The organism is Arthrobacter sp. K410C, assembly GCF_059090105.1.
Genome location: NZ_JBNHFJ010000001.1, coordinates 262,222 through 283,770 on the forward strand (window position 1 = coordinate 262,222; position 21,549 = coordinate 283,770).

At 65.7% G+C, this 21,549-nt stretch carries 17 protein-coding genes and 1 tRNA gene; 8 read left to right on the forward strand and 10 right to left on the reverse strand.

All coding sequences use genetic code 11. From position 1 onward, the window contains the following. Positions 1-122 precede the first annotated feature (122 nt). The 5 genes from thrB to argS are packed head-to-tail and all read right to left on the reverse strand — an operon-like array spanning position 123 to position 6,688. Positions 123-1,097 carry a homoserine kinase gene (gene thrB, locus AC5RU7_RS01285; RefSeq protein ID WP_494050761.1) on the reverse strand — a complete coding sequence of 325 codons (975 nt, stop codon included), beginning with the start codon at positions 1,095-1,097 and terminating at the stop codon, positions 123-125. A gap of 2 nt (positions 1,098-1,099) precedes the next feature. Beyond that, positions 1,100-2,206, reverse strand: a complete 1,107-nt coding sequence (gene thrC, locus AC5RU7_RS01290) for a threonine synthase (protein WP_494050762.1) — start codon at positions 2,204-2,206, stop codon at positions 1,100-1,102. Beyond that, positions 2,207-3,523: a homoserine dehydrogenase gene (locus AC5RU7_RS01295; protein ID WP_494008646.1), complete on the reverse strand. Its 1,317-nt coding sequence runs from the start codon at positions 3,521-3,523 to the stop codon at positions 2,207-2,209. Between the two features lies 1 nt (position 3,524). After that, positions 3,525-5,018: a diaminopimelate decarboxylase gene (gene lysA, locus AC5RU7_RS01300; protein WP_494051337.1), complete on the reverse strand. Its 1,494-nt coding sequence runs from the start codon at positions 5,016-5,018 to the stop codon at positions 3,525-3,527. 5 nt (positions 5,019-5,023) lie between these two features. Then, complete coding sequence (gene argS / locus AC5RU7_RS01305; RefSeq protein WP_494050763.1) at positions 5,024-6,688, reverse strand: arginine--tRNA ligase; 1,665 nt, start codon at positions 6,686-6,688, stop codon at positions 5,024-5,026. Between the two features lie 188 nt (positions 6,689-6,876). Here argS and AC5RU7_RS01310 point away from each other — a divergent pair, with 188 nt between their 5' ends. From AC5RU7_RS01310 to AC5RU7_RS01325, 4 genes are all read left to right on the forward strand, one after another. Next, positions 6,877-7,350: an FMN-binding protein gene (locus AC5RU7_RS01310; protein WP_494050764.1), complete on the forward strand. Its 474-nt coding sequence runs from the start codon at positions 6,877-6,879 to the stop codon at positions 7,348-7,350. Between the two features lie 3 nt (positions 7,351-7,353). Then, the gene (locus tag AC5RU7_RS01315; protein ID WP_494050765.1) at positions 7,354-8,226 is read left to right on the forward strand and encodes an FAD:protein FMN transferase; all 873 of its coding nucleotides are present in this window, start codon (positions 7,354-7,356) and stop codon (positions 8,224-8,226) included. Then, positions 8,223-9,767 carry a ferredoxin--NADP reductase gene (locus AC5RU7_RS01320; RefSeq protein ID WP_494050766.1) on the forward strand — a complete coding sequence of 515 codons (1,545 nt, stop codon included), beginning with the start codon at positions 8,223-8,225 and terminating at the stop codon, positions 9,765-9,767. The genes AC5RU7_RS01315 and AC5RU7_RS01320 overlap by 4 nt, the downstream gene beginning before the upstream one ends. A gap of 122 nt (positions 9,768-9,889) precedes the next feature. Further along, positions 9,890-9,965, forward strand: a tRNA-Arg gene (locus tag AC5RU7_RS01325). A gap of 132 nt (positions 9,966-10,097) precedes the next feature. On the opposite strand, the gene AC5RU7_RS01330 is transcribed toward AC5RU7_RS01325, so the two are convergent. Beyond that, the gene (locus AC5RU7_RS01330) at positions 10,098-12,038 is read right to left on the reverse strand and encodes an HNH endonuclease signature motif containing protein (RefSeq protein WP_494050767.1); all 1,941 of its coding nucleotides are present in this window, start codon (positions 12,036-12,038) and stop codon (positions 10,098-10,100) included. Positions 12,039-12,234: 196 nt separating this feature from the next. On the opposite strand from AC5RU7_RS01330, the gene AC5RU7_RS01335 reads away from it, so the two are divergent. After that, positions 12,235-13,287 (forward strand): M4 family metallopeptidase, encoded by a 1,053-nt coding sequence (locus AC5RU7_RS01335; RefSeq protein ID WP_494050768.1) that lies wholly within the window; start codon positions 12,235-12,237, stop codon positions 13,285-13,287. Positions 13,288-13,347: 60 nt separating this feature from the next. After that, positions 13,348-13,683 carry a protealysin inhibitor emfourin gene (locus tag AC5RU7_RS01340; protein ID WP_494050769.1) on the forward strand — a complete coding sequence of 112 codons (336 nt, stop codon included), beginning with the start codon at positions 13,348-13,350 and terminating at the stop codon, positions 13,681-13,683. A gap of 50 nt (positions 13,684-13,733) precedes the next feature. Here AC5RU7_RS01340 and AC5RU7_RS01345 read toward each other — a convergent pair whose 3' ends face one another. Beyond that, on the reverse strand, positions 13,734-14,702 hold the full coding sequence (locus tag AC5RU7_RS01345) for a GlxA family transcriptional regulator (RefSeq protein WP_494050770.1): 969 nt from the start codon (positions 14,700-14,702) through the stop codon (positions 13,734-13,736). Positions 14,703-14,783: 81 nt separating this feature from the next. On the opposite strand from AC5RU7_RS01345, the gene AC5RU7_RS01350 reads away from it, so the two are divergent. Together AC5RU7_RS01350 and hrpA are read left to right on the forward strand one after the other, a co-directional pair. Beyond that, positions 14,784-14,951 (forward strand): hypothetical protein, encoded by a 168-nt coding sequence (locus AC5RU7_RS01350; protein WP_009356890.1) that lies wholly within the window; start codon positions 14,784-14,786, stop codon positions 14,949-14,951. 77 nt (positions 14,952-15,028) lie between these two features. Continuing rightward, the gene (gene hrpA, locus AC5RU7_RS01355; RefSeq protein WP_494050771.1) at positions 15,029-19,000 is read left to right on the forward strand and encodes an ATP-dependent RNA helicase HrpA; all 3,972 of its coding nucleotides are present in this window, start codon (positions 15,029-15,031) and stop codon (positions 18,998-19,000) included. A 49-nt stretch (positions 19,001-19,049) separates the two neighbouring features. Here the strand turns inward: hrpA and AC5RU7_RS01360 are convergent, their stop codons facing one another. From AC5RU7_RS01360 to AC5RU7_RS01370, 3 genes are read right to left on the reverse strand one after another with little or no spacing between them, the layout of a single operon-like run. Next, complete coding sequence (locus AC5RU7_RS01360; RefSeq protein ID WP_494050772.1) at positions 19,050-19,478, reverse strand: HIT family protein; 429 nt, start codon at positions 19,476-19,478, stop codon at positions 19,050-19,052. Beyond that, complete coding sequence (locus tag AC5RU7_RS01365) at positions 19,475-20,614, reverse strand: NAD(P)-dependent alcohol dehydrogenase (RefSeq protein WP_494050773.1); 1,140 nt, start codon at positions 20,612-20,614, stop codon at positions 19,475-19,477. The genes AC5RU7_RS01360 and AC5RU7_RS01365 overlap by 4 nt, the downstream gene beginning before the upstream one ends. A 2-nt stretch (positions 20,615-20,616) precedes the next feature. Further along, positions 20,617-21,504: a sulfurtransferase gene (locus tag AC5RU7_RS01370; RefSeq protein WP_494050774.1), complete on the reverse strand. Its 888-nt coding sequence runs from the start codon at positions 21,502-21,504 to the stop codon at positions 20,617-20,619. Positions 21,505-21,549 lie beyond the last annotated feature (45 nt).

Sequence of the window (21,549 nt, forward strand, 5' to 3'; positions counted from 1 at the left end):
CGCTTTCAGGGGCAGTTGGATGCTGCAGGTTCCTGCGTCAGACCAAGCAGGTGGCACCGGAATGCATTCGCAGTAGGAGATCAAATAGCAATTGAATGCAGGAGCAGATCAGATAGGCGGAATTACCGCCGGTGCATGTCCACCTTAGCACCTTCAACGTCCACTGCGAGCTTCAGTACGCGCCAGGCTACATCCGGCGTGTTGGCCGCGGTATACGAGTCAATGAACGCGAGGGCTTTGGCGGCTTCCGCTTCACCATTTGCGAGGACCAGGACGGTGGGCCCGGCACCGGAGACCACCGCTGCATGGCCGGCTGCGCGAAGTGCCGCGATCAGCGCGGCGCTTGGCCGCATGGCTTCCGCCCGGTAGCTCTGATGCAGATAATCCTCGGTGCCCGCCAGCAGGAATTCCGGCTTTTGAGTGAGGGCGTGGATCAGCAGGGCCGCGCGGCCGGAGTTCATGGCTGCGGCGTGGTGGCCCACGCTTGCCGGGAGCAACGCGCGGGCCGCCTCGGTGGACAGTTCAAAGTCCGGAACCGCCACGATGGGGATCACTGATCGGGCCACGGTGGCGTTGGTGCTGCTGTACTGGTCACTGTCCTGCCACGACAGCGCCAGTCCGCCGAATATCGCGGGAGCGACGTTGTCCGGGTGCCCCTCCAGCTCACTCGTGAGCTGGAGGATCCAGTCCTGTCCGCGTCGGCTGCCGACCGGAACCATGGCGTTGGCCGCGGAGACCGCAGCCACTACGGCGGAGGCCGAAGAGCCGAGGCCGCGCCCGTGCGGGTTGACGTTCTCCGCCGTCACCTTGAGGCCCCCGTGGCGGAAACCCAGCCGCTCGAAGGCCGCATCCATGGCGCGGATCACCAGGTGGCTGGCATCGCGTGGCAGGGTGTCGGCGCCTTCGCCGCGAAGGTCGAACACGAGTTCGTCCGTGTCGAGGCTTTCCACGGTCAACGTGTCATGCAGCGCCAGCGCGAGGCCCAGGCTGTCGTAGCCGGGACCGAGGTTCGCTGAGGTGGCGGGAACCCGGACGGTGACGCGCTGGCCGGCCTCGATGAGTTGCAGTCCGACGGCGGCCTGCGAGGTGGTGTCCAAGGTTATTTTTCTTCCAGTCCCAGTTCAGCGGCAACGGTCACGACGTCATTGGACACCTTGACTGGCTGCACGTCGCTGCCGTCTTCGGTGCGCAGGGCCCACTGCGGGTCCTTGAGGCCGTGCCCGGTGACGGTGATGACGATGGTCTTCCCGGCGGGAACTTCGCCGGCGGCGTGCTTCTTGAGCAGTCCCGCGACGCCGGCAGCGGAGCCGGGCTCCACGAACACGCCTTCGCGGGAGGACAGCCAGCGGTGGGCGTTCAGGATTTCCTCGTCGGTAACAGCACCGATGAGCCCGCCGGACTCGTCACGGGCACCGATGGCACCGTCCCAGGAGGCGGGGTTGCCGATCCGGATGGCGGTGGCGATGGTGTCCGGTTCGGTGATGGGATGGCCGGCAACGAAGGGCGCGGCACCGGCGGCCTGGAAGCCCCACATGGCAGGGGTCTTGGTGGCGACGGCGGGAAGCGTGCCGGCAGTTTTCGACTCGAACGGCGCGGAGTACTCCTTGTAGCCCTTCCAGTAGGCGGTGATGTTGCCGGCGTTGCCCACGGGAAGCACATGGATGTCCGGGGCATCGCCCAGCGCATCGACGATTTCGAACGCGCCGGTCTTCTGGCCCTGGATGCGGGCGGGGTTGACCGAGTTCACCAGGAACACCGGGTAGGATTCCCCCAGTTTGCGCGCGATATCCAGGCAGTTGTCGAAGTTGCCGTCCACCTGGAGCAGCGTGGCACCGTGCGCGATCGCCTGGCTGAGCTTGCCCATGGAGATCTTGCCTTCGGGCACCAGCACGGCACACTTCAGGCCGGCTGCGGTGGCGTACGCGGCAGCGGAGGCGGAGGTGTTGCCCGTGGAGGCGCAGACGACAGCCTGGGCACCGGATTCGACGGCGGCCGTCATGGCCATGGTCATGCCGCGGTCCTTGAAGGAGCCGGTGGGGTTCATGCCCTCCACCTTGAGGTACACCTCGGAGCCGGTGAATTCGGACAGCTTCTGCGCGTGGACCAGCGGGGTGCCGCCCTCGCCGAGGGTGATGACCCGGGTGGACTCCGTAACGGGCAAACGGTCAGCGTATTCGCGGATAACGCCGCGCCATTGGTGAGCCACTTAGACTCCTTCTACCCGCAGAACGGATGTAACTGAATTGATCACGTCCAGGCCTTTCACGGCCTCGACGGTGGCCGCGAGGGCGGCCTCTGACGCGCGGTGGGTGACGATCCGCAGTTCGGCGGACTCCACGTTGGACTCCGCGTCGCGGTGGATGGTCTGCCGCATGATTTCGATGGAGACGCCATTTTCGGCAAAGATCTGCGCGATCCTGGCCAGGACCCCGGGCTGGTCTGCGACATCGAGCCCGATGTAGTAGCTGGTCACGGCGGCGTCGATGGGCAGCGCCGGAACGTGCCCGGTGGTGGTCTCGGTGCGCTGCGGTCCGCCCAGGACCAGGCGCCGCGCCGCGGAGACGAGGTCGCCCAGCACGGCGGAGGCCGTGGGGGTACCGCCTGCGCCCTGGCCGTAGAACATCAGCTCGCCTGCGTTTTCTGCCTCAATGAAGACGGCGTTGAACGCGCCGCGGACGGCGGCCAGCGGGTGTTCGCGGGGCAGGAGCGTGGGGTGGACGCGGACGGAGACTCCCTCGCCGCCGTCGGCGTCCGTCAGCTTCTCGGCAATGGCAAGGAGCTTGATGACGAAGCCGGCGTCCTTGGCCGCGGCGATGTCCGCGGCGCTGACTTTGGTGATGCCTTCGCAATGGACGTTTTCCAGGGCAAACCGGGTGTGGAAGGACAGCGTGGCCAGGATGGCGGCTTTGGCGGCGGCGTCATGGCCTTCGACGTCGGCAGTGGGATCCGCTTCAGCGTAGCCGAGGCGCTGGGCTTCCGCGAGGGCGTCGGCGAACTGGGCGCCCGTGGAATCCATCTGGTCGAGGATGAAGTTGGTGGTGCCGTTGACGATGCCCAGCACGCGGGTGATCCGGTCGCCGGAGAGGCTGTCACGGATGGGCCGCAGGATGGGGATGGCACCGGCGACGGCGGCCTCATAGGACAGCTGGACGCCGGCCTTGTCCGCTTCCTCGTACAGGGTGGGCCCGTCCTGGGCCAGCAGGGCCTTGTTGCCGGTGACCACGCAGGCGCCGTTGCTCAGCGCCGAAAGGATCAGCGTGCGGGCAGGCTCGATCCCGCCCATCAGCTCGATCACCAGGTCGGCATCCTTGACCAGGGTTTCGGCATCCGTGGTGAACAGTTCCTGCGGCAGCTCAACGTCCCGCTTGGTGCCCAGGTTGCGCACGGCGATGCCGCTGAGCTCCAGGCGCGCTCCGGTGCGGGCAGCAAGGGCGTCGGCGTCCTCAATCAGGATCCGCGCAACCTGGGCCCCAACGTTGCCACAGCCCAGCAGGGCCACTTTCAGGGTTCGCATTTCCGTCACTTCAGGCTCCCATGTCGCGGTTCAGCAGATCTTCTTCGGTTTCCCCGCGGACAATCAGCCGGGCAGATCCGTCGCGCACCGCGACAACGCCCGGCCGGGCCAGATAGTTGTAGTTGCTTGAGAGGGCCCAGCAGTAGGCGCCGGTTCCCGGTACAGCAAGCAGATCACCGGCTGCCACGTCCTCGGGCAGATATACATCTCTAACAACTATGTCCCCGCTCTCGCAATGTTTGCCCACTACGCGGGACAGCTGCGGCGCTGCCCCGGAGGTCCGCGAGGCCAGAATCGCCGAGTAATCCGCGTCGTAGAGCACTGGACGGGCGTTGTCACTCATGCCGCCGTCCACTGACACATAGCGGCGCGGATACGTAACGTTGTTACCGTCCTCACCTGCGGCGGAAGCGGCCGGAGCGTCGACGCGCACGGTCTTCAGCGTCCCCACTTCGTAGAGCGTGAAGGTAGTGCTGCCCACGATGGCGCGGCCGGGCTCAATGGAGATGCGCGGCGAAGCGATGCCCAGTTCCGCGCAGGTGGAACGCACGACGGCGGCCATCGCTTCCGCGATCTCGGCTGCGGGGCGGGGGGTGTCCACCGGGGTGTAGGCGATGCCGTAGCCGCCGCCGAGGTCAAGCTCGGGCATGACGATGGAGTACTTTTCCTGCATGGCTGCCAGGAAGCGCAGCAGTTTCTCCGCGGCCAGGGCGAAGCCGTCCGGCTCAAAGATCTGCGAGCCGATGTGGCAGTGCAGGCCCAGGAGTTCAATGCCGGGGTGGGCCGAGGCGGCAGCCACCGCTTCCTCCGCCGCGGACAGGCCGGCCTGGTCGGTGGTGTCCGCCGCCATGGAGAGGCCGAACTTCTGGTCCTCATGGGCCGTGGCGATAAATTCATGGGTGTGGGCGTGGACGCCTGGCGTGAGCCGCAGCATCACCTTTGCCTGTTCCCCGCGGGCCCGGGCAATATCGCCCACCCGGACCAGTTCATCCAGGCTGTCCACCACGATGCGTCCAAGTCCCATGTCCAGGGCACGGTTGATCTCGGCGTCGGACTTGTTGTTGCCGTGCAGCGCCACCCGCTCCCCCGCGATGCCTGCCCGGCCAGCGACAGCCAGTTCGCCGCCTGACGCGGTATCCAGCCGCAGGCCTTCTTCCTCAACCCACTTCACCACGGCGGTGCAGAGGAAGGACTTTCCGGCGTAATAGACGTCCACGCCGCCGCAGATGTCCGCGAAGGCGGCATCAAAGGAGTCCTTGAAAGCACGCGCCCGGGCACGGAAGTCCGCCTCGTCCATCACGAAGAGGGGCGTGCCGAACTCCTCTTTCAGCTCCTGGACCGTGACGCCTCCAAGGGTGAGGGACCCGGTGTCGTTCCGTTCCACGCTGCCCGCCCACATCGGTTCGTGCAGGGCATTGAGGTCGGCCGGAACGGCCAGCCATTCAGGTGCCAGCGGGGATCCGGTGTTTCCGGTCTGCAATGTTCCTTCAGCTTTCACGGTCATGGTGCTCACATCCGTTCCGGCGCGGAAACGCCAAGCAGGTCAAGGCCGTTGGCCAGCACCTGGCTGGTGGCATCGTTGAGCCACAGCCGGGTGCGGTTGACATCGGTCACGGGGTCGTCGCCCATGGGTGCCATACGGCAGGCGTCGTACCAGCGGTGGTAGGCGCCGGCGATGATCTCCAGGTGGCGCGCCACGCGGTGCGGTTCGCGCAGTTCCGCGGCCTTGGCCACCACCGAGGGGTAGCTGCCCAGGTATGAAAGCAGCTCGTTTTCCGTGGGGTGGTCCAGCAGTGAGGCGTTGAAGCGGTCTTCACCGTCCACCGTGCGCTCCACTCCCGCGGCCACGGCGTTCCGTGCTGCGCCGCGTGAGCGTGCGTGGGCGTACTGGACGTAGAACACCGGGTTTTCGTTGCTGTGCTTCTTCAGCAGCTCGGGGTCCAGGGTCAGCGGCGAATCTGCCGGGAAGCGGGCCAGCGAATAACGTACGGCGTCCTTGCCCAGCCAGTCGATCAGGTCCTTGAGCTCGATAATGTTGCCGGCACGCTTGGAGAGCTTGGCCCCGTTGACGGAGACCAGCTGGCCGATCAGCACCTCGATGTTCTTCTCGGGATCGTCGCCGGCCGCCGCGGCGATCGCCTTCAGCCGGTTGATGTAGCCGTGGTGGTCGGCGCCAAGGAGGTAAATCTTTTCGGTAAAGCCGCGGTCCTTCTTCGAGAGGTAGTACGCGGCGTCGGCGGCAAAGTAGGTGGGCTCGCCGTTGGCGCGGATCATCACCCGGTCCTTGTCGTCGCCGAAGTCCGTGGTCCGCAGCCAGACGGCATCGCCGTCGTCGAACACGTGGCCCTGCTCGCGAAGGCGCGCCACGGCACTTTCGATAGCGCCGGCGTCGTGCAGTTCCTGCTCCGAGAAGAAGACGTCAAACTCCACGCCGAAGTCGGCGAGGGTGGCTTTGATGTCCTTCATCTGTGCCTGGTACGCGGCGGCGCGGATGACGGGAAGCGCGGCAACTTCCGTGAGTTCGCGGATATCCGGATGCGCGGTGAGCACCTCATGGCCGAGGTCGGCGATGTACTGGCCCGGGTACCCGCCCTCAGGCACCGGGAGGCCGTGAAGCCGCGAGTAGACAGACTTGGCGAAGGTGTTCATCTGGGAGCCGGCGTCGTTGATGTAGTACTCGGCCGTGACGTCCGCGCCCGATGCCCGGAGGACGCGCGCGATGGAATCGCCCAGGGCGGCCCAGCGGGTGTGGCCGATGTGGAGGGGGCCGGTGGGGTTCGCCGAAACGAACTCCATGTTCACTGTGTGGCCGGCGAGCGCGGAGTTGGTTCCATACTGCTTGCCCGCTTCAACAATCACCTTGGCGAGGGCGCCGGCGGTGGCAGCATCAACGGTGATGTTCAGGAACCCGGGGCCGGCGATGTCCACGGCCGAGACGCCGTCGATCGATTTCAGCCGGGCACTAAGGATAGTGGCGAATTCCCGCGGGTTCGTGCCAGCCTGCTTGGCCAGCTGCAGGGCGATGTTGGTTGCCCAGTCGCCGTGTTCCCGGTTCTTGGGTCGCTCCACGCGCACCTCATCAGGCACAGCTGATGCTGAAAGGGCGATGTCACCGGCGGCAACGGCGTCTTTCAGGCAGGCGGATATGGCGAGGGAGAGTTCTTCGGGAGTCACCCCTCTAGCCTACCGGGGGCCAGTGACAGCAAAGAATTCTGCGTATTGTGCGGGGGCCGCCTTACACAGGACGGCCACAAGGAAAAACCGACGACGGCACAGGGTTGAACCAATAGGCTGGATCCAGCGTTGACAACAGCGTAACCACCGCTTGAACTCCGTGATCCCTATGACGAAACGAGAGCCTTATGAGACCCACCGTGCGCAAGAGCGTTTATGCCGGTATTGCCGGCCTCTCCCTCGCGGGAACCGTGGCAGGCTGTGCGCCGTCCGCTACCGAAACTGCTCCGGCCTCCACCGGCGGAAACGCTGCCGAAACCACTGCTGCACCATCACCGAACGCGTCCTCAGTGGCCGGCAGCGGCTCAACGTACAAGGACGGGACATACAGCGCGGACGGGAACTACGTCTCGCCCAACGGCACCGAGACCGTGGGCGTCCAGCTCACCCTCGCTTCGGGCACGGTGAAGGACGTCCAGATCACCCAGCATCCCTCCAACCCCAACACCCGCAAATTCCAGGGCGAGTTTGCCGGCGGCATCGCGGCGCAAGTAGTGGGCAAGAACATCGACGAGCTCAGTGTTTCGAAGGTGGCCGGCTCTTCACTCACCAGCGGCGGCTTCAACCAGGCAGTGGAACAGATCAAGTCGGAAGCCCGGTAGGCGGTGCCGGGAGGGGACGTGGAGGGCATATCGTTCGAGGGCATCGGGACGCATTGGGAAATTTCGTCCTCCGTTCCGCTGGGGCCGTCCCTGACGGAGCGCATCCTGGCCAGGGTTGAAAAATTCGACGCCGACTGGTCCCGTTTCCGCAGCGATTCCCTTGTGAGTGCCATGGCACGGACACCGGGCCGCTATAGCTTTCCGGACGAGGCCGGACAACTCGGGGAGCTGTACCGGACCCTCTACGAGATCTCTGGCGGGACCATGACTCCCCTGATCGGCGCAAGCCTCGAGCGGCTCGGTTATGACGCTGTGTACTCGCTGCAGCCGGCCGATTCCCCGCTGCCCGCTCCAGCCTGGGACGACGTCCTGGAATGGAACGGAACATCCATCACCACCAGCGCTCCCCTGGTGCTCGATGTCGGCGCCGCCGGGAAGGGGCTGCTGGTGGATCTGCTGGCGGCCGAACTGGAATCGGCGGGCGTTGATGCGTTCGTCGTCGACGGCAGCGGAGATCTCCTGGCACGCGGCCCGTCCCCCGTACCGGTGGCTTTGGAGCATCCCTACAATCCGGACCAGGCCATTGGGGTGGTCCAACTGGCAGGGCGCGCACTGTGCGCTTCCGCTGCCAACCGGCGGGCCTGGGGTGACGGACTGCACCACGTGCTGGACGGAACCACCGGCAAGCCCGTCCAGACCGCCGTCGCCACCTGGGCCCTGGCGGAGACAGCCGTCCTTGCCGACGCGCTGGCCACGGCGCTCTTCTTTGTTCCCGGCGCGCACCTCCAGGAATCGTTCGATTTCTCCTGGCTGACCGTGTATTCGGACGGCAGTGCGGGCTACTCCGAAGAATTTGAAGGGACACTGTTCACATGAGCCCTGTCGGAACCCCTCATGCCGGTTCTGCCGCATCTGCCACCGGACGGATGGATACCCTGCTTGGCAGGTTCACCATGTACCGGCTCATCCTCCTGGTACTGGCAGCCCTTGCCGTGTACAGCCTGCTGCTTGAGGTACTGGGCTGGCTGACTTTCGGAATCCCGGAGATGCTGGCTCACCTGGCCTTGTGCCTTGCCCTGACCTACGCCTCCAACCGGGCCCTGGCGGCGCTGTTCCGGGTACGTCCGCACTCGGAATCGTCACTGATCACCGGGCTGCTGCTCTACTTCCTTTTCTGGCCTTCCTTCCAGCCGTTGGACGTAGCGGGGGTCGCCCTGGCATGTGTGCTGGCGTCGGCGTCCAAATACGCCCTTGCCTGGCGCGGCCGGCACATCTTCAACCCCGCTGCCGCGGGAGCCTTCGTCGCCGGCCTTACCGGGCTCAATATCGCCACCTGGTGGGCAGCGACGCCTGCCATGCTGTGGCTACTGGTCCCGGGCGTGCTGCTGGTCCTTTACCGGACCAGGAAAGTCCTGATGGCTTCGGTGTTCACCATCGTGGCGACGGGCATCATCACCTTTGAGCTGCTCAGGGCCGGCATGACTGCCGGGATGGGCATCTACCAGGCCCTGGCGCAACGGCCGGTGCTCTTCTTTGTCGGGTTCATGCTGACCGAGCCCCTGACGCTTCCGCCGCGGCGGTGGCAGCAGCTGGCGCTGGCCGCCGTCGTCGGCGTTGTCTTTGCGGTCCCCTACAATCTCGGATTCATCGCGAATTCCCCCGAGGCGGCGCTGCTGCTGGGCAACTTCCTTGCCTTCCTGGTGGGCCAGCGGGGCGGTGTGAAGCTGCGGTTTGCAGGAAGCCGGAGGCTGACCCCGAGCACCACGGAATTTTCGTTCGAGCCGGCCAGGCCGGTGCGCTTCCTTCCGGGGCAGTACATGGAACTCGACCTGCCGCATGCCAAGTCTGACGGGAAAGGACGACGGCGGGTGTTCAGCCTGACAGGTTCGCCTGCGGAAGGCCTCGTGAGATTTGGCGTCCGGACCGCCGAGCCTTTGTCCGCGGCCAAGAGGGTGCTCCTGGGGCTGAAGCCCGGCGACGAGGTAACGGCCACCTCGGTGGGCGGTGACTTTGTCCTCCCCAGCGACCCCCGCAGACCTGTACTGCTCATTGCCGCCGGCATCGGGATCACACCTTTCCTCTCACACTTGAGGTCGGAAGGGCTCCGGGAACGTGACGCCGTCTTCCTCCTACTGGCCAGGAGCGCCAACGAGATCGCCTATGCTGACGAACTTCGTGCTGCAGGCATCCGGGTCCTTGTACGCCTCGCGGACGGTTCGGAACCCCCGCCGGAATTTGGCGCTGTTCCGGCCGGAACACCCCGGCTGGACCCCGAGGGATTGAGGGCCCTGGTTCCGGACATTGGCAGCCGTGAAGTGTATGTCTCCGGCCCGCCCGCCAGCGTTGCCTCACTCCGCCGTGCCGCGCGGAAGGCAGGGGCCCGGCGGGTGCACGTGGACTCGTTCTCCGGCTACTGAGGCCACGGTTCCATGTGCTCCTCGCCTGTTAGCGACGCCGGAGCAGGACAGGTTTTCCCTTGGAGCCCACCTTCCTGCTAAGCTCTAGGACGTCCCGCCGGGAACGGCAGGAAATCCGGATTGCCCTCGTAGCTCAGGGGATAGAGCGTCTGCCTCCGGAGCAGAAGGTCGTAGGTTCGAATCCTATCGAGGGCACCATCAGAAGCGGCCCGGTCACTGACCGGGCCGCTTTCGTTTTTCCAGTTAGTTTTTCCGGGCAAGCTCGCAGCGGGGACCACATTATTTTTGCCGGGGTAAGCCCGTGACATTGTTTGCCTGGTAAGCCCGTGGTCATGACTGGTGGCTTAACGCTGCTTCCTCGGCCTTCAGCCGCAGCAGCCAGTCCGGGAACGGATCTTTGGCTGGATCGTATTCGAGCAAGTCAGGATCATCCGGGAAGCCAGCACCATCAAAGATGTCCGCGTCCGGCACGTCCGCGTCTGTAATTTCGACGTCACCCCATTCCAACCACGGCGGACACACCAAGTCTTCGCCTGCTTCATGCATGCCGGCCGCAGCTGCTGCGGGATAGCGCTCGTCCGTAGCAGCAGCCAGAACCATTTGCTCTTCATCAGTGGCAGCAGCTGGCCAGCCGCGCTTTTTAGTGGCAGACCAGCCCGGCCCGGGGCCACCAGGTGCTGTGGCGTCACTCAACAGGGCAGCTAGGGCAGCCAGGTCGGGCGGCAGCTGTGGTGGTTCCCGGTCGGGTTGTTCGGCGGGGTAGTGGCGGCCGGTGGGTGAGGTCCAGCCGGGTGGTGCAGTTTCTGTTGCTTGGGTGGGTGTCCAGCCGCTGTTGTGTTTGAGCCGGTGGTGTTTTGGGCAGAGTTGTGCCAGGTTGCTGATGCCGGTGGTTCCGCCGTGTTGCCAGGCTTGAAGGTGGTCGGTGTCGTTATCCGGGGAGTTGTTGTTGCAGCCGGGAAAGGTGCATTTGCCGTCCCGGAGCCGGAGCGCTTGTTTCATTGCTTTGGTGATCCGGTAGCTGGTGCGGCCGATTTCCAGCGGTGCACCGTCCCGCGGATCGACGAGGACGCGGGTGAAGGAACTCGCTCCGTCGACGAGGAGTTTGCGGGCCATGGACGCCGGGATCGGGCCGTACCCGTCGAGGATGGCCGGTTCGTCCGTCACGCCGAACAGCGCCAACGCCGGGACAGTGACAAGCACATCCGCCCGCGGCACCGGAACCTTCCCAACCCCCGAGTCGACCGCAATAGGCGTGGTTGCCAAGTCCTTGCTGGTGCCGTCATTGCGGTGCAGGATCCCGGTGAGGTCTTCGGGGATGCCAAGGACTGCTGCGGGTTCGTCGGACCCTTCAAGCGTTGCGTACCCGATGAAGTCGTTCGGGATCTGTTCGCTGGCGCTGCCAGATTCGGTGGGACAGGCCGCGTCCCCGCCGCCGGACTGGGCGGGCGCGAGGAGGCGGTTGGCGACGATATCGGCGCAGAGCTGCGGCAGGGTGCGGATTTCGGTGGGTCCCTGCAGGCCGCGCGCGGTAGCCCTTGCCCTGTTCCAGATTCCTGTGGCGGTATCTGCAGGGAGGTACGCGGCGATCCAGGCCATCCCGTCACGGTCCCGGTGGAACTCGACCCGCCGGTCGGCCACGGACTTCGCGTGGCGTTTCTGGATCGACTCGGGGTGGTGGCGTTCCCGCCAAGCCCTGACCTTGGCCCGCAGCCGGGACGGCACGAGCCCGGTGGCGGGGCAGCCCCTGGCCGGGTTCGGTGCATCCGGGTCCAGGAAATGATCCGCCAAAGCCACGGCGGCGGGATGGTCCAGGGCCTCGGTTTCGTCGGCGATGATTTTGGCCTGCTGCCAGGAGAGGGCCCCGGTGGACAACGCCCCGTACACGGAAGGGAGAGAGCAGACCTGTCGGGCCTGGGTGACGAACGCCCCTGCCGCGCCTGAACTGATGGTCAGGACCCCTGCGATCTCCTCAATGGTCGAGATCTCCTGAAAGATCCGTGCCTGAACCGGAGCGTCCGGCGGGGTCATAGCCTGCTGGAGTTCAACCGATTCGGCCGCGTCCCGGGCCTTGAGCGCGGCGACCTGGGCTTCGAGCCTCGCCAGCTGGCCCAGCCGTTCCAGGCGGAGTTCATAGGCACGCTGCAAGACGTTCATCCCTTCGCCGTCGACGGGATTTCGCAGCTGCGCATCTTCAAGGAACAACGCGTCGAGGGCCGCGACAGAGGCATGAATGCCTGCCATCTCCGCTGCCGTCAACGTGCCGTTTTCCATACCCACATCATCGTGCGGGGGTGTGACATTCTTCGTGCATCCCGCTCAAGGCGGCGATAACCAACAAAGCCGGTCGGCCGTCGTCGTGCTTCTGCGTGCTACCGCCACCCACGCGAAACGGCCCGTGCCGCGTGTGCTGGCACCGATTGTCAGAGCCCCCTCGTAGTCTGAATTGACCTAGTTGAGGGGGTACGCCATGCACGTTCCGTTCTGTTCCATCGTCCCGCCCTACCTGCTACGGCGGCTGGCCCGGCAGGATGCTCCGCAATATTCTGCGGCTGCCCGGGCCGCCAGGGAGGCCCTTGGCCACGTCGGCTCATTCCAGGCGTCCCGGACCCAGGCATTGCCCGATCTTCCTTCTGGCGTGCGCCTGGCGAAGCCAGGGCCGTCCAACCGGACCATTTACGATGCCGACGGTTCGGAGACCCTGCCGGGAAGGCTGGTGCGCAAGGAGGGCGAACCCGGGACGGGAGATGCCGCAACCGATGAAGCCTACGACAGACTGGGACACACCCACCGCCTTTATGCCGACGTTTTTGGCCGCAACTCCATCGACGGCCAGGGAATGCGCCTGGATGCAACCGTGCACTTCGGCAGGCTCTATGACAACGCTTTCTGGGACGGCACCCAGATGGTCTTCGGCGACGGCGATGGTGAAGTTTTCGAGCGTTTTACGGCATCCTTGAGCGTCATCGGCCATGAACTCGCCCATGGAGTAACCCAGCACTCCGCCGCCCTCGCTTACCGGAACCAGGCCGGCGCCCTGAACGAATCGATGTCAGATGTTTTCGGCGCCCTCGTGGAGCAGTACGTGAAAAACCAGTCCGCGGCCCAGGCCAGTTGGCTGATCGGCGAGGGGCTTTTCACCGCCGAGGTGGAAGGAAGTGCCCTGCGCTCCATGAAGGCTCCCGGAACGGCGTACGACGACGATGTGCTGGGTAAGGACCCGCAGCCGGACTCCATGGACTCCTATGTCAGGACCAGCGCGGACAACGGCGGGGTCCACATTAATTCTGGTATTCCCAACCGCGCCTTCTACCTCGTAGCGGAATCCCTGGGCGGGAACGCTTGGGACTCCCCCGGCCGCATCTGGTACGAAACCCTGACGGGCGGATCCCTGCCTGCCACAGCCACATTCAGCGTCTTTGCGCGGGCCACCGCCGCTGCCGCCGTGGAGCTCTTCGGTTCCGGCTCACAAGAGCATGACGCCGTGCGGCAGGCGTGGGAAACTGTGAAGGTCAAGCATTAAGGGATGCCTGGTTGCCGGACTTTCAGCCGCCAGGCTGCGCGGAAGCCCAGGAACCAGGCCATGAAAATCAGTGTGGAACGCACAGGTGGGATTGCCGCGATGACGCGGGTGTGGACCGTAGATGCGCGCTCTAAAACGGCAATCAACCAGTGGGAGCCGATCGTGGAAGCCTGTCCGTGGGATGCCGTTCCCCGGACACCGCGGGCGGCCGCCGAACAGTTTGTTGGAAACCAGCCTGACCGGTTCATCTATTCAATCCGGGCCGGGGACAGGCGGGCGGCCCTGCCTGAACGGGCAGTGACCGGACCTTGGCGCGTGCTCGTGGAGCGGACCCGTGCAGCAGCCCAGGAGTCCGGGAGTGGGCAGGGCACGAATAATCCGGGCAGCAGGGAATAGGCCGCCCAATCCAGGCCCGGGCAATACTCAAACCAGATCGCGGGCTGTAGCTAGCCCGCCTCGGCCAGCTGCCCCCGGAATGCCCGGCGGTAGGACTGCGGGCTGGTGTCGAGGACCTTGGCGAAGTGGTGCCGCAGCAGGACCGGATGGCCAAACCCGGCTTCCCGGGCAATCTCATCGATGTTCAGATCGGTCGATTCCAGCAACTCCTGGGCCCGGAGTACCCGCTGCGAGTTGAGCCAGGCCGCTGGTGTGGCACCCGTTTCCGAGCGGAACTTCCTGGCGAAGGTCCTGGGAGACATGTGAACCCGGGCTGCCAGCTCGTTGACCGTATGCTCACGGTCCAGGCTCTGCACCATCCACCGCAGCAGTTCTTCCATGGGCGCCGAGCCGCAGGTGGGCATGGGCCGGTCGATGAACTGGGCCTGGCCGCCGTCGCGGTGGGGCGGAACCACCATGTCACGGGCAATCGCGGCGGCAACGTTGGCCCCCAGCTCCAGCCGCACCAGGTGCAGGCAGGCGTCGATCCCGGCAGCGGTTCCGGCAGAGGAAATGATATTGCCGTCCTGCACATAAAGGACATTCTCATCCACCTGCACGTCCGGGTAGGCCTCGGCCAGGTCACGGGAGTAATGCCAGTGGGTTGTGCAGCGGCGGCCGTCCAGCAGGCCTGCGCGTGCCAGCGCGAATGCTCCCGAGCAGATCGATAAAACCCACGCACCCCTGGCGTCAGCGGCGCGGAGGGCAGAGAGCACAGGCTCCGGCATCTCCTGGTCCCGCCCGAAGGGAGCCATGATCACCAGGTCCGCATCTTCGGTGGCTTCCAGTCCGTGGCTAACGTTCATGGACAACCCCGACTTCATGGGCACGTTGCCCGGTTCGGGCGTGCAGACCCGAAAATCAAAGGCGGGGACTCCACTGCCCCGGGCAGACCTGTCGATTCCGAACACCTCACAGGCCGTCCCGAATTCGAAGATCGAAAAGTTGGGAACCACAATCACCGCTACCGATTTCAGCATGCTTCCATTGTGGCAGGAATTTTCGCTTTTTGGGCATTTCTGCCACTGTTGTGTATGTGCCGTGAAGAGAAGCATGGAGCCATGGAAATCTTCGCAACCATCACCGTCATCCTGCTCCTCCTCCTCGCTGCAGCCACCATCGCAGCCCTCCTGCGCGACGGACGGGGCCACACCCCTCCCGTCAGCTCCCATGAGGAATGGTCCGCCCTGGACCTTCCCAGCACCAGCTATACGCTCCGCATCTTCTAGCAAGCCCGTACCGCAAAGAACGCCGCAGGCAGTCGAACCGGGGGTGCCGGCCTCGCCGCAGTAGACTGTCTGCAGCCATGACTTTGCATATCTCCTATCCCGCCGAGCTGCCGGTCTCCGAGCGCCGCGAGGACCTGATGGCGGCAATTGCCGCCAACCAGGTGACCATCATTGCCGGCGAGACCGGCTCCGGAAAGACCACCCAGATTCCCAAGATGTGCCTGGAGCTCGGCCTCGGCGAGAACGGGCTGATCGGCCACACCCAGCCCCGCCGGCTGGCAGCGCGCACGGTGGCCGAGCGCATTGCCGAGGAGCTCGGCGTCGAGATTGGCCAGGAAGTTGGTTTCCAGGTCCGCTTCACCGGCGAGGTCAGCAAGGCAACCAAGGTGAAGCTGATGACGGACGGCATCCTGCTGGCCGAAATCCAGCGGGACAAACTGCTCCGCAAGTACAACGCCATCATCATTGACGAGGCCCACGAGCGCAGCCTCAACATCGACTTCATCCTCGGTTACCTCAAACGGATCCTGCCGCAGCGCCCGGACCTGAAGGTCATCATCACCTCGGCCACCATCGACCCCGAGCGCTTCGCCAACCACTTCGGCACTGAGGAAGAGCCCGCGCCCATCATCGAGGTGTCGGGCCGCACCTACCCGGTGGAAATCCGCTACCGCCCCCTGACCCAGCCCAGGGCGGACGACGAAGAGGCCTCCGACGACGAACTCGAGGAGGACCGCGACCCGCTGGATGCCGTGTGCGACGCCGTCGACGAGCTGGCCAACGAGGCGCCCGGGGACATCCTGGTCTTCTTCTCCGGCGAGCGCGAGATCCGGGACGCGGCCGAGGCGCTGCAGCCCCGCATCCAGTCGAACCGCCGGCTCGCAGGCACGGAAGTGCTCCCGCTCTTCGCGCGCCTGAGCCTGCAGGAACAGCACAAGGTCTTCCATCCGGGCAGCAAGCGCCGGATCGTGCTCGCCACCAACGTGGCGGAGACGTCGCTTACCGTGCCCGGCATCAAGTACGTCATTGACACCGGAACGGCCCGCATCTCCCGGTATTCGCACCGCACCAAGGTCCAGCGGCTGCCCATCGAACGCGTCTCGCAGGCATCGGCTAACCAGCGGTCCGGGCGTTGCGGCCGTGTTTCGGACGGTATTGCCATCCGCCTGTATTCGGAGGAAGACTTTGGGTCCCGGCCGCGGTTCACGGATCCGGAGATCCTGCGGACTAACCTCGCCGCGGTCATCCTGCAGATGACCGCCATGGGCGTGGCCCGCGGCCCCAAGGACGTGGAGGACTTTCCGTTCGTCGAGCCTCCCGAAACACGGGCGATTAACGACGGCGTCACGCTGCTCCGCGAACTCGGCGCCCTGGCTGCCCCGAAGCCGCAGAACGTGGAAGGTAACGGCAGGAGCGGCAGCGGCCTCACCGCCGTCGGGCAGAAACTGGCCCAGCTGCCCGTGGACCCCCGGCTGGGCCGAATGATTGTGGAGGCGGGCAAGCGCAACTGCGTCCGGGAAGTCATGATCCTGGCGGCGGCGCTCACCATCCAGGACCCCCGCGAGCGTCCCACGGACAAGCAGCAGCTGGCGGCGGAGAAACACAACCGGTTCAAGGACGAGAATTCGGACTTCACCGGTTACCTGAACCTCTGGAACTACCTGCAGGAGAAGCAGCAGGAGCTGTCCTCGTCGGCGTTCCGCCGCCTGTGCCGCAGCGAGTTCATCAACTACCTGCGGGTGCGCGAGTGGCAGGACCTCTTCGCCCAGCTGCGCCAGCTGGCGCGTCCGCTCGGCATCAGCCTGGACAACAAGCGCCTGGCGGACCCGGTGGGCAACCATGACGGGATCCACATCAGCCTGCTGTCCGGGCTCCTGAGCCATATCGGCATCCTCGATGAGCGCAAGCGCGAGTATGCCGGCGCCCGCGGCAGCCGGTTCGCAATCTTCCCCGGGTCCGCCCTCTTCAAGAAGTCCCCCACCTTCGTGATGGCCGCCGAACTCGTGGAGACCAGCAGGCTCTGGGCACGGGTGGCTGCCAAATTCGATCCCGTCTGGGCGGAACAGGTGGCCCCGGAGCTGGTGAAGCGCACCTACAGTGAGCCGCACTGGTCCACCCGCCAGGGTGCGGTCATGGCCTACGAGAAGGTCACACTTTACGGCGTGCCCATCATCGCCCAGCGGCGCATCAATTACGGCCGGGTGGATCCGGTGGTTGCCCGCGAGCTCTTCATCCGGCACGCGCTGGTGGAAGGCGACTGGCGCACGCACCATAAGTTCTTCCACCGCAACCGTGCGCTCCTGCAGGAGGTGGAGGAGCTCGAGGCCAGGATGCGCCGCCGGGACCTGCTGGTGGATGATGAGACGCTGTTCGAGTTCTACGATGCCCGGATTGGCCCGGACGTGGTGTCCGAGCGACACTTCGACAAATGGTGGAAAGAGGCCCGGAGACAGAACCCGGACCTGCTGGACTACGATAAGTCGCTCCTCCTGAGCGATGACGCGGATGATCTGGACGAGTCCGCCTTCCCCAGGACCTGGCTGCACAAGGGTTTTGAGCTGCCGCTGAGCTATGAGTTCCATCCTGTGGCCCCGGGGTCCCCGCCCAATCCGTCCGACGGCGTCACGGCGGAAGTGCCCGTCCTTTTCCTCAACCAACTGGACGACGCCCCGTTCCGCTGGCTGATTCCGGGCCAGCGCGTGGAACTTGTCACCGCGTTGATCAAGTCGCTGCCCAAGCAGATCCGGAAGAATTTCGTCCCGGCACCGGACGTTGCCCGGCAGGCAGTCGCCGTCCTGGAATCGGACTTCGATCCCGCCAACGACGAGCTGGAACCGTCACTGGAGCTGGCCCTTCGGCGGATCCGCGGCGCCATTATCCCGCCTGGTTCATGGAACTGGGACGCCGTGCCCCCGCACCTGCGCGTCAGCTTCAAGGTGGTGGACAGCAAGGGCAAGGTCCTGGAGGAAGGCAAGGACCTTGCAGCCCTCCAGGAACGGCTTGCACCTGCGACCCGGCGCGCAATTGCGGAGTCACTGGGCGCCACCCCCGCGACGACTGGTCCCAAGAACACTACTGCCGGGGGCAACGGACCGGGCAGAGGCAAGACGGACGACGGCGGCACGCCCCGGCTGCCCTCATCGGGCAAGGGAGGTCCGGCTTCCGCGCCTGCCGGCTTCGTGGAACAGGACGGCCTGACGGAGTGGAACTTCGGGACCCTTCCGCGGGAAGTCAGCAGCATGGTGAAGGGACACACTGTCACCGGGTACCCCGCACTCGTGGACCAGGGCACCTCCGTGTCGCTGCGGGTCTTCCAGACACCGGAGGAACAGCTCGATGCCATGCGCGGCGGCGTGATCAGGATGCTGGCCCTGCGGGTTCCGTCGCCGGACCGCTATGTGCTGGAGCACCTGAGCAACACGGAGAAACTGACGTTCAGCCAGAACCCACACGGCTCAGTGTCCGCACTGATTGCAGACTGCGCCCTCGCGGCCATCGACAAGCTCACCCCAGCAGAACTGCCCTGGGACAGGCAGGCCTTCGATGCCCTCTACGAAGTGGTGCGGGCGGAATTGATCGACACCGTGTTCAGCGTGACCGCGGTGGTGGAACGCATACTGGCCGCCACCAGGCGCATCGAGAAGCAGCTGAAGGGAACCACCAGCCTGGCCCTGATCAGTGCCCTCAACGACATCAAGAGCCAACTGGAGCAACTGGTCTACCCCGGTTTTGTGGCACGCACGGGCTACGCCCAGCTCAGCCAGCTGCCGCGGTACCTCACTGCCATCGAGAAGCGGCTTGAACGGTTGCCGGGAAACGTGCAGCGGGACGCAGTGAACATGGCCGTGGTGCAGCGGCTGGAGGACGATTATGACGATGCCGTGGCGGCGCTGCTCCCCGGACGGCGCGCAGGACGCGAGTTAACCCAGGTGCGCTGGATGATCGAGGAGCTCCGGGTGAGCCTTTTCGCCGTCGAACTCGGAACGGCCTACTCCGTGTCCGAAAAGCGCATCCGCACGGTACTCAACAAGGCCCTGGCGCCGGCCTGACGACCTTAAAACAAAGATGTCCCGGCCCGGGCCGGGACATCTTTGCGGGTTAAGTGGCGGGAACGAACTCGCCCCAGCCGGCCTCCCGCAGCCCGCGGCGCAGTTTCTCCGCGTTCGCGTCCAGGACGGCGGGATCAGGATTCTGGTCCGCGGAGGCGAAGTTGAAGTCCGCCATGCTGCGTGAGGGCCATACGTGCACGTGCAGGTGGTTGATCTCGTAGCCCGCAACGATGAGCCCGGCCCGCGGGGCGTCGAAAATATCCACCTGGACGGCGCCGATCCGGCGGGCCACCTCCATCACCCGTGCCAGGGTCTCGGGTGACGCGTCAGTCCAGCGGTCCACTTCCTCGGTGGGGACCACGAGGGTATGTCCATCGGCCAGGGGCCCGGTGGTGAGGAAGGCGGACACGTCGTCCTCCCGCCAGACGAACCGGCCGGGAATTTCGCCGTTGAGGATCCTGGTAAAGAGCGTGCTCATGCGTCTGCCTCCTTGGCGGGTGCCTGCAAGGTGCTGATGTCCAGCACGAACCGGTACTTCACATCTCCTGCGACCATGCGGTCATAAGCTTCGTTAAGTTGGCCGGCGCCGACCATCTCGATGTCGGCAACCACGCCGTGCTCGGCGCAGAAGTCCAGCATCTCCTGCGTTTCTGCGATTCCGCCGATGAGCGAGCCGACGTACGCGACGCGGCGGCGGATGAGGGCGCGCGGGTTCACCGGGGGCATGGCCTCGGACGGCAGGCCCAGCTGGAACAGCGCACCGTCCACGCGCAGGGTGCGGAACAGGGGGTTGAGATCGTGCGGGGCGGCAACTGTGTCGATGATGACGTCGATGGTGCGGTTCGCTGCGGCCATCGCATCCTCGTCCCGGGACAGGACAACCTCATCGGCTCCCAGTTCCAACGCGGCGGCCACCTTGGATTCCGACGTTGTGAACACCACCACCCGGGCACCCATGGCTTTGGCCAGCTTGACCGCCATGTGCCCCAGCCCGCCCAGGCCCACCACGCCCACAACATCGCCCTCTTCGACGTCGAAGTGCCGCAACGGGGAGAACGTGGTGACCCCGGCACAGAGCAAAGGCGCGACGGCGGCCGGGTCCAGTGACGTGGGCACGCGGACCACGTAGCGGTGGTCCACCACGATGGAGGTCGCATAGCCACCTTGGGTAACCGCGTCACCATTCCGGCGGTCGATGGCACCGTAGGTGCCGGTCATACCTTTTTCGCAGTACTGCTCCAGGCCATCCAGGCAGCTTTCGCACTCGCGGCACGAATCCACGATGCAGCCGACGCCCACCCGCTCGCCCACGGCAAAACCGGTGACGGCTGAGCCCACCCGGCTTACGGTTCCCACGATCTCGTGGCCGGGCACCAGCGGATAAGTCTGCCCGCCCCACTCCCCGCGGGCCGCGTGCACATCCGAGTGGCACAGGCCGCAGAACTCGATGGCAATTTCGATGTCGTCCGGGTTGGGCGCGCGCCGGGCCACGGTCAGCGGGACCAGCCCGCTGCCAGGGGACACGGCACCGTACGCAGCGGCAAGGGTGCCGGCGCCGGCGTACGGCAGGATTGGTGTGGCAAGGGGCGGCGGTACGGGACGTCCTGGGGTCATAGTCAGACGCTACCGTTGGGGCCAGCCAACTTTCCAGCCGGGAAAGATCCGCCGCCGGGATCAGCACCGGTGGCCACGGGCAGCTGCGCATTGTTGGACCACTCCGAGAATGAGCCGGCGTACAGCGCCGCACTGAACCCTGCCACTTCCAGCGCCGCCACCTCGTGCGCCGCGGTCACCCCTGAACCGCAATAGACAGCAACCGGCATCCCGTCCCGGACGCCCAGCGCCTCGAACCTGCTTCGCAGCTCGTTAGCGGGAAGGAAGCGTCCGTTTCCGTCCACGTTGTCCGACGTCGGGGCGCTCACCGCCCCGGGGATGTGGCCTGGCCGTGGGTCGACGGGCTCCACCTCGCCGCGGTACCGCTCCCCCGCGCGTGCATCGAGCAACACTCCGCTGTCCGGCCAGGCGGCGGCAGCACCGGTGTCGAGCCGGGGCATTCCGCCGTCCGCCAGCACCACATTTCCGGGCTCAGCCACCACCGGGCCCTGCTCCACCGCAAGGCCTTCGGCACGCCAGGCGGCCAGGCCGCCGTCGAGCAGGTAAACCTCCCGAAGCCCGGCGTTCCTTAACATCCACCAAGCCCTCGCGGCAGCCATATTGGCAGTGTCGTCGTAGGCGACCACGACGTCGCCATTGTTGATCCCCCAGCCGCGCGCCGCAGCCTGGAAGTCCTCCGGCGCCGGCAGTGGGTGCCGTCCCCGCGCCGGAACGGGCGGCGCAGCAAGCTCGGTGGCAAGGTCCACGAAGACGGCCCCCGGCAGGTGTCCGCCGAGGTAGTGCTCATGCCCCAGCGGATCTCCCAGCGCCCAGCGGACATCCAACAGCACTGTGCGCCGCCCGGCCGCAATACGGTTGCTCAGCGTGGTCAGGTCCATCAGGGGGTTCATCGGGCTCCTTCGGGGTGGTCAAACCATCGGTTCCACTCTAAGCCG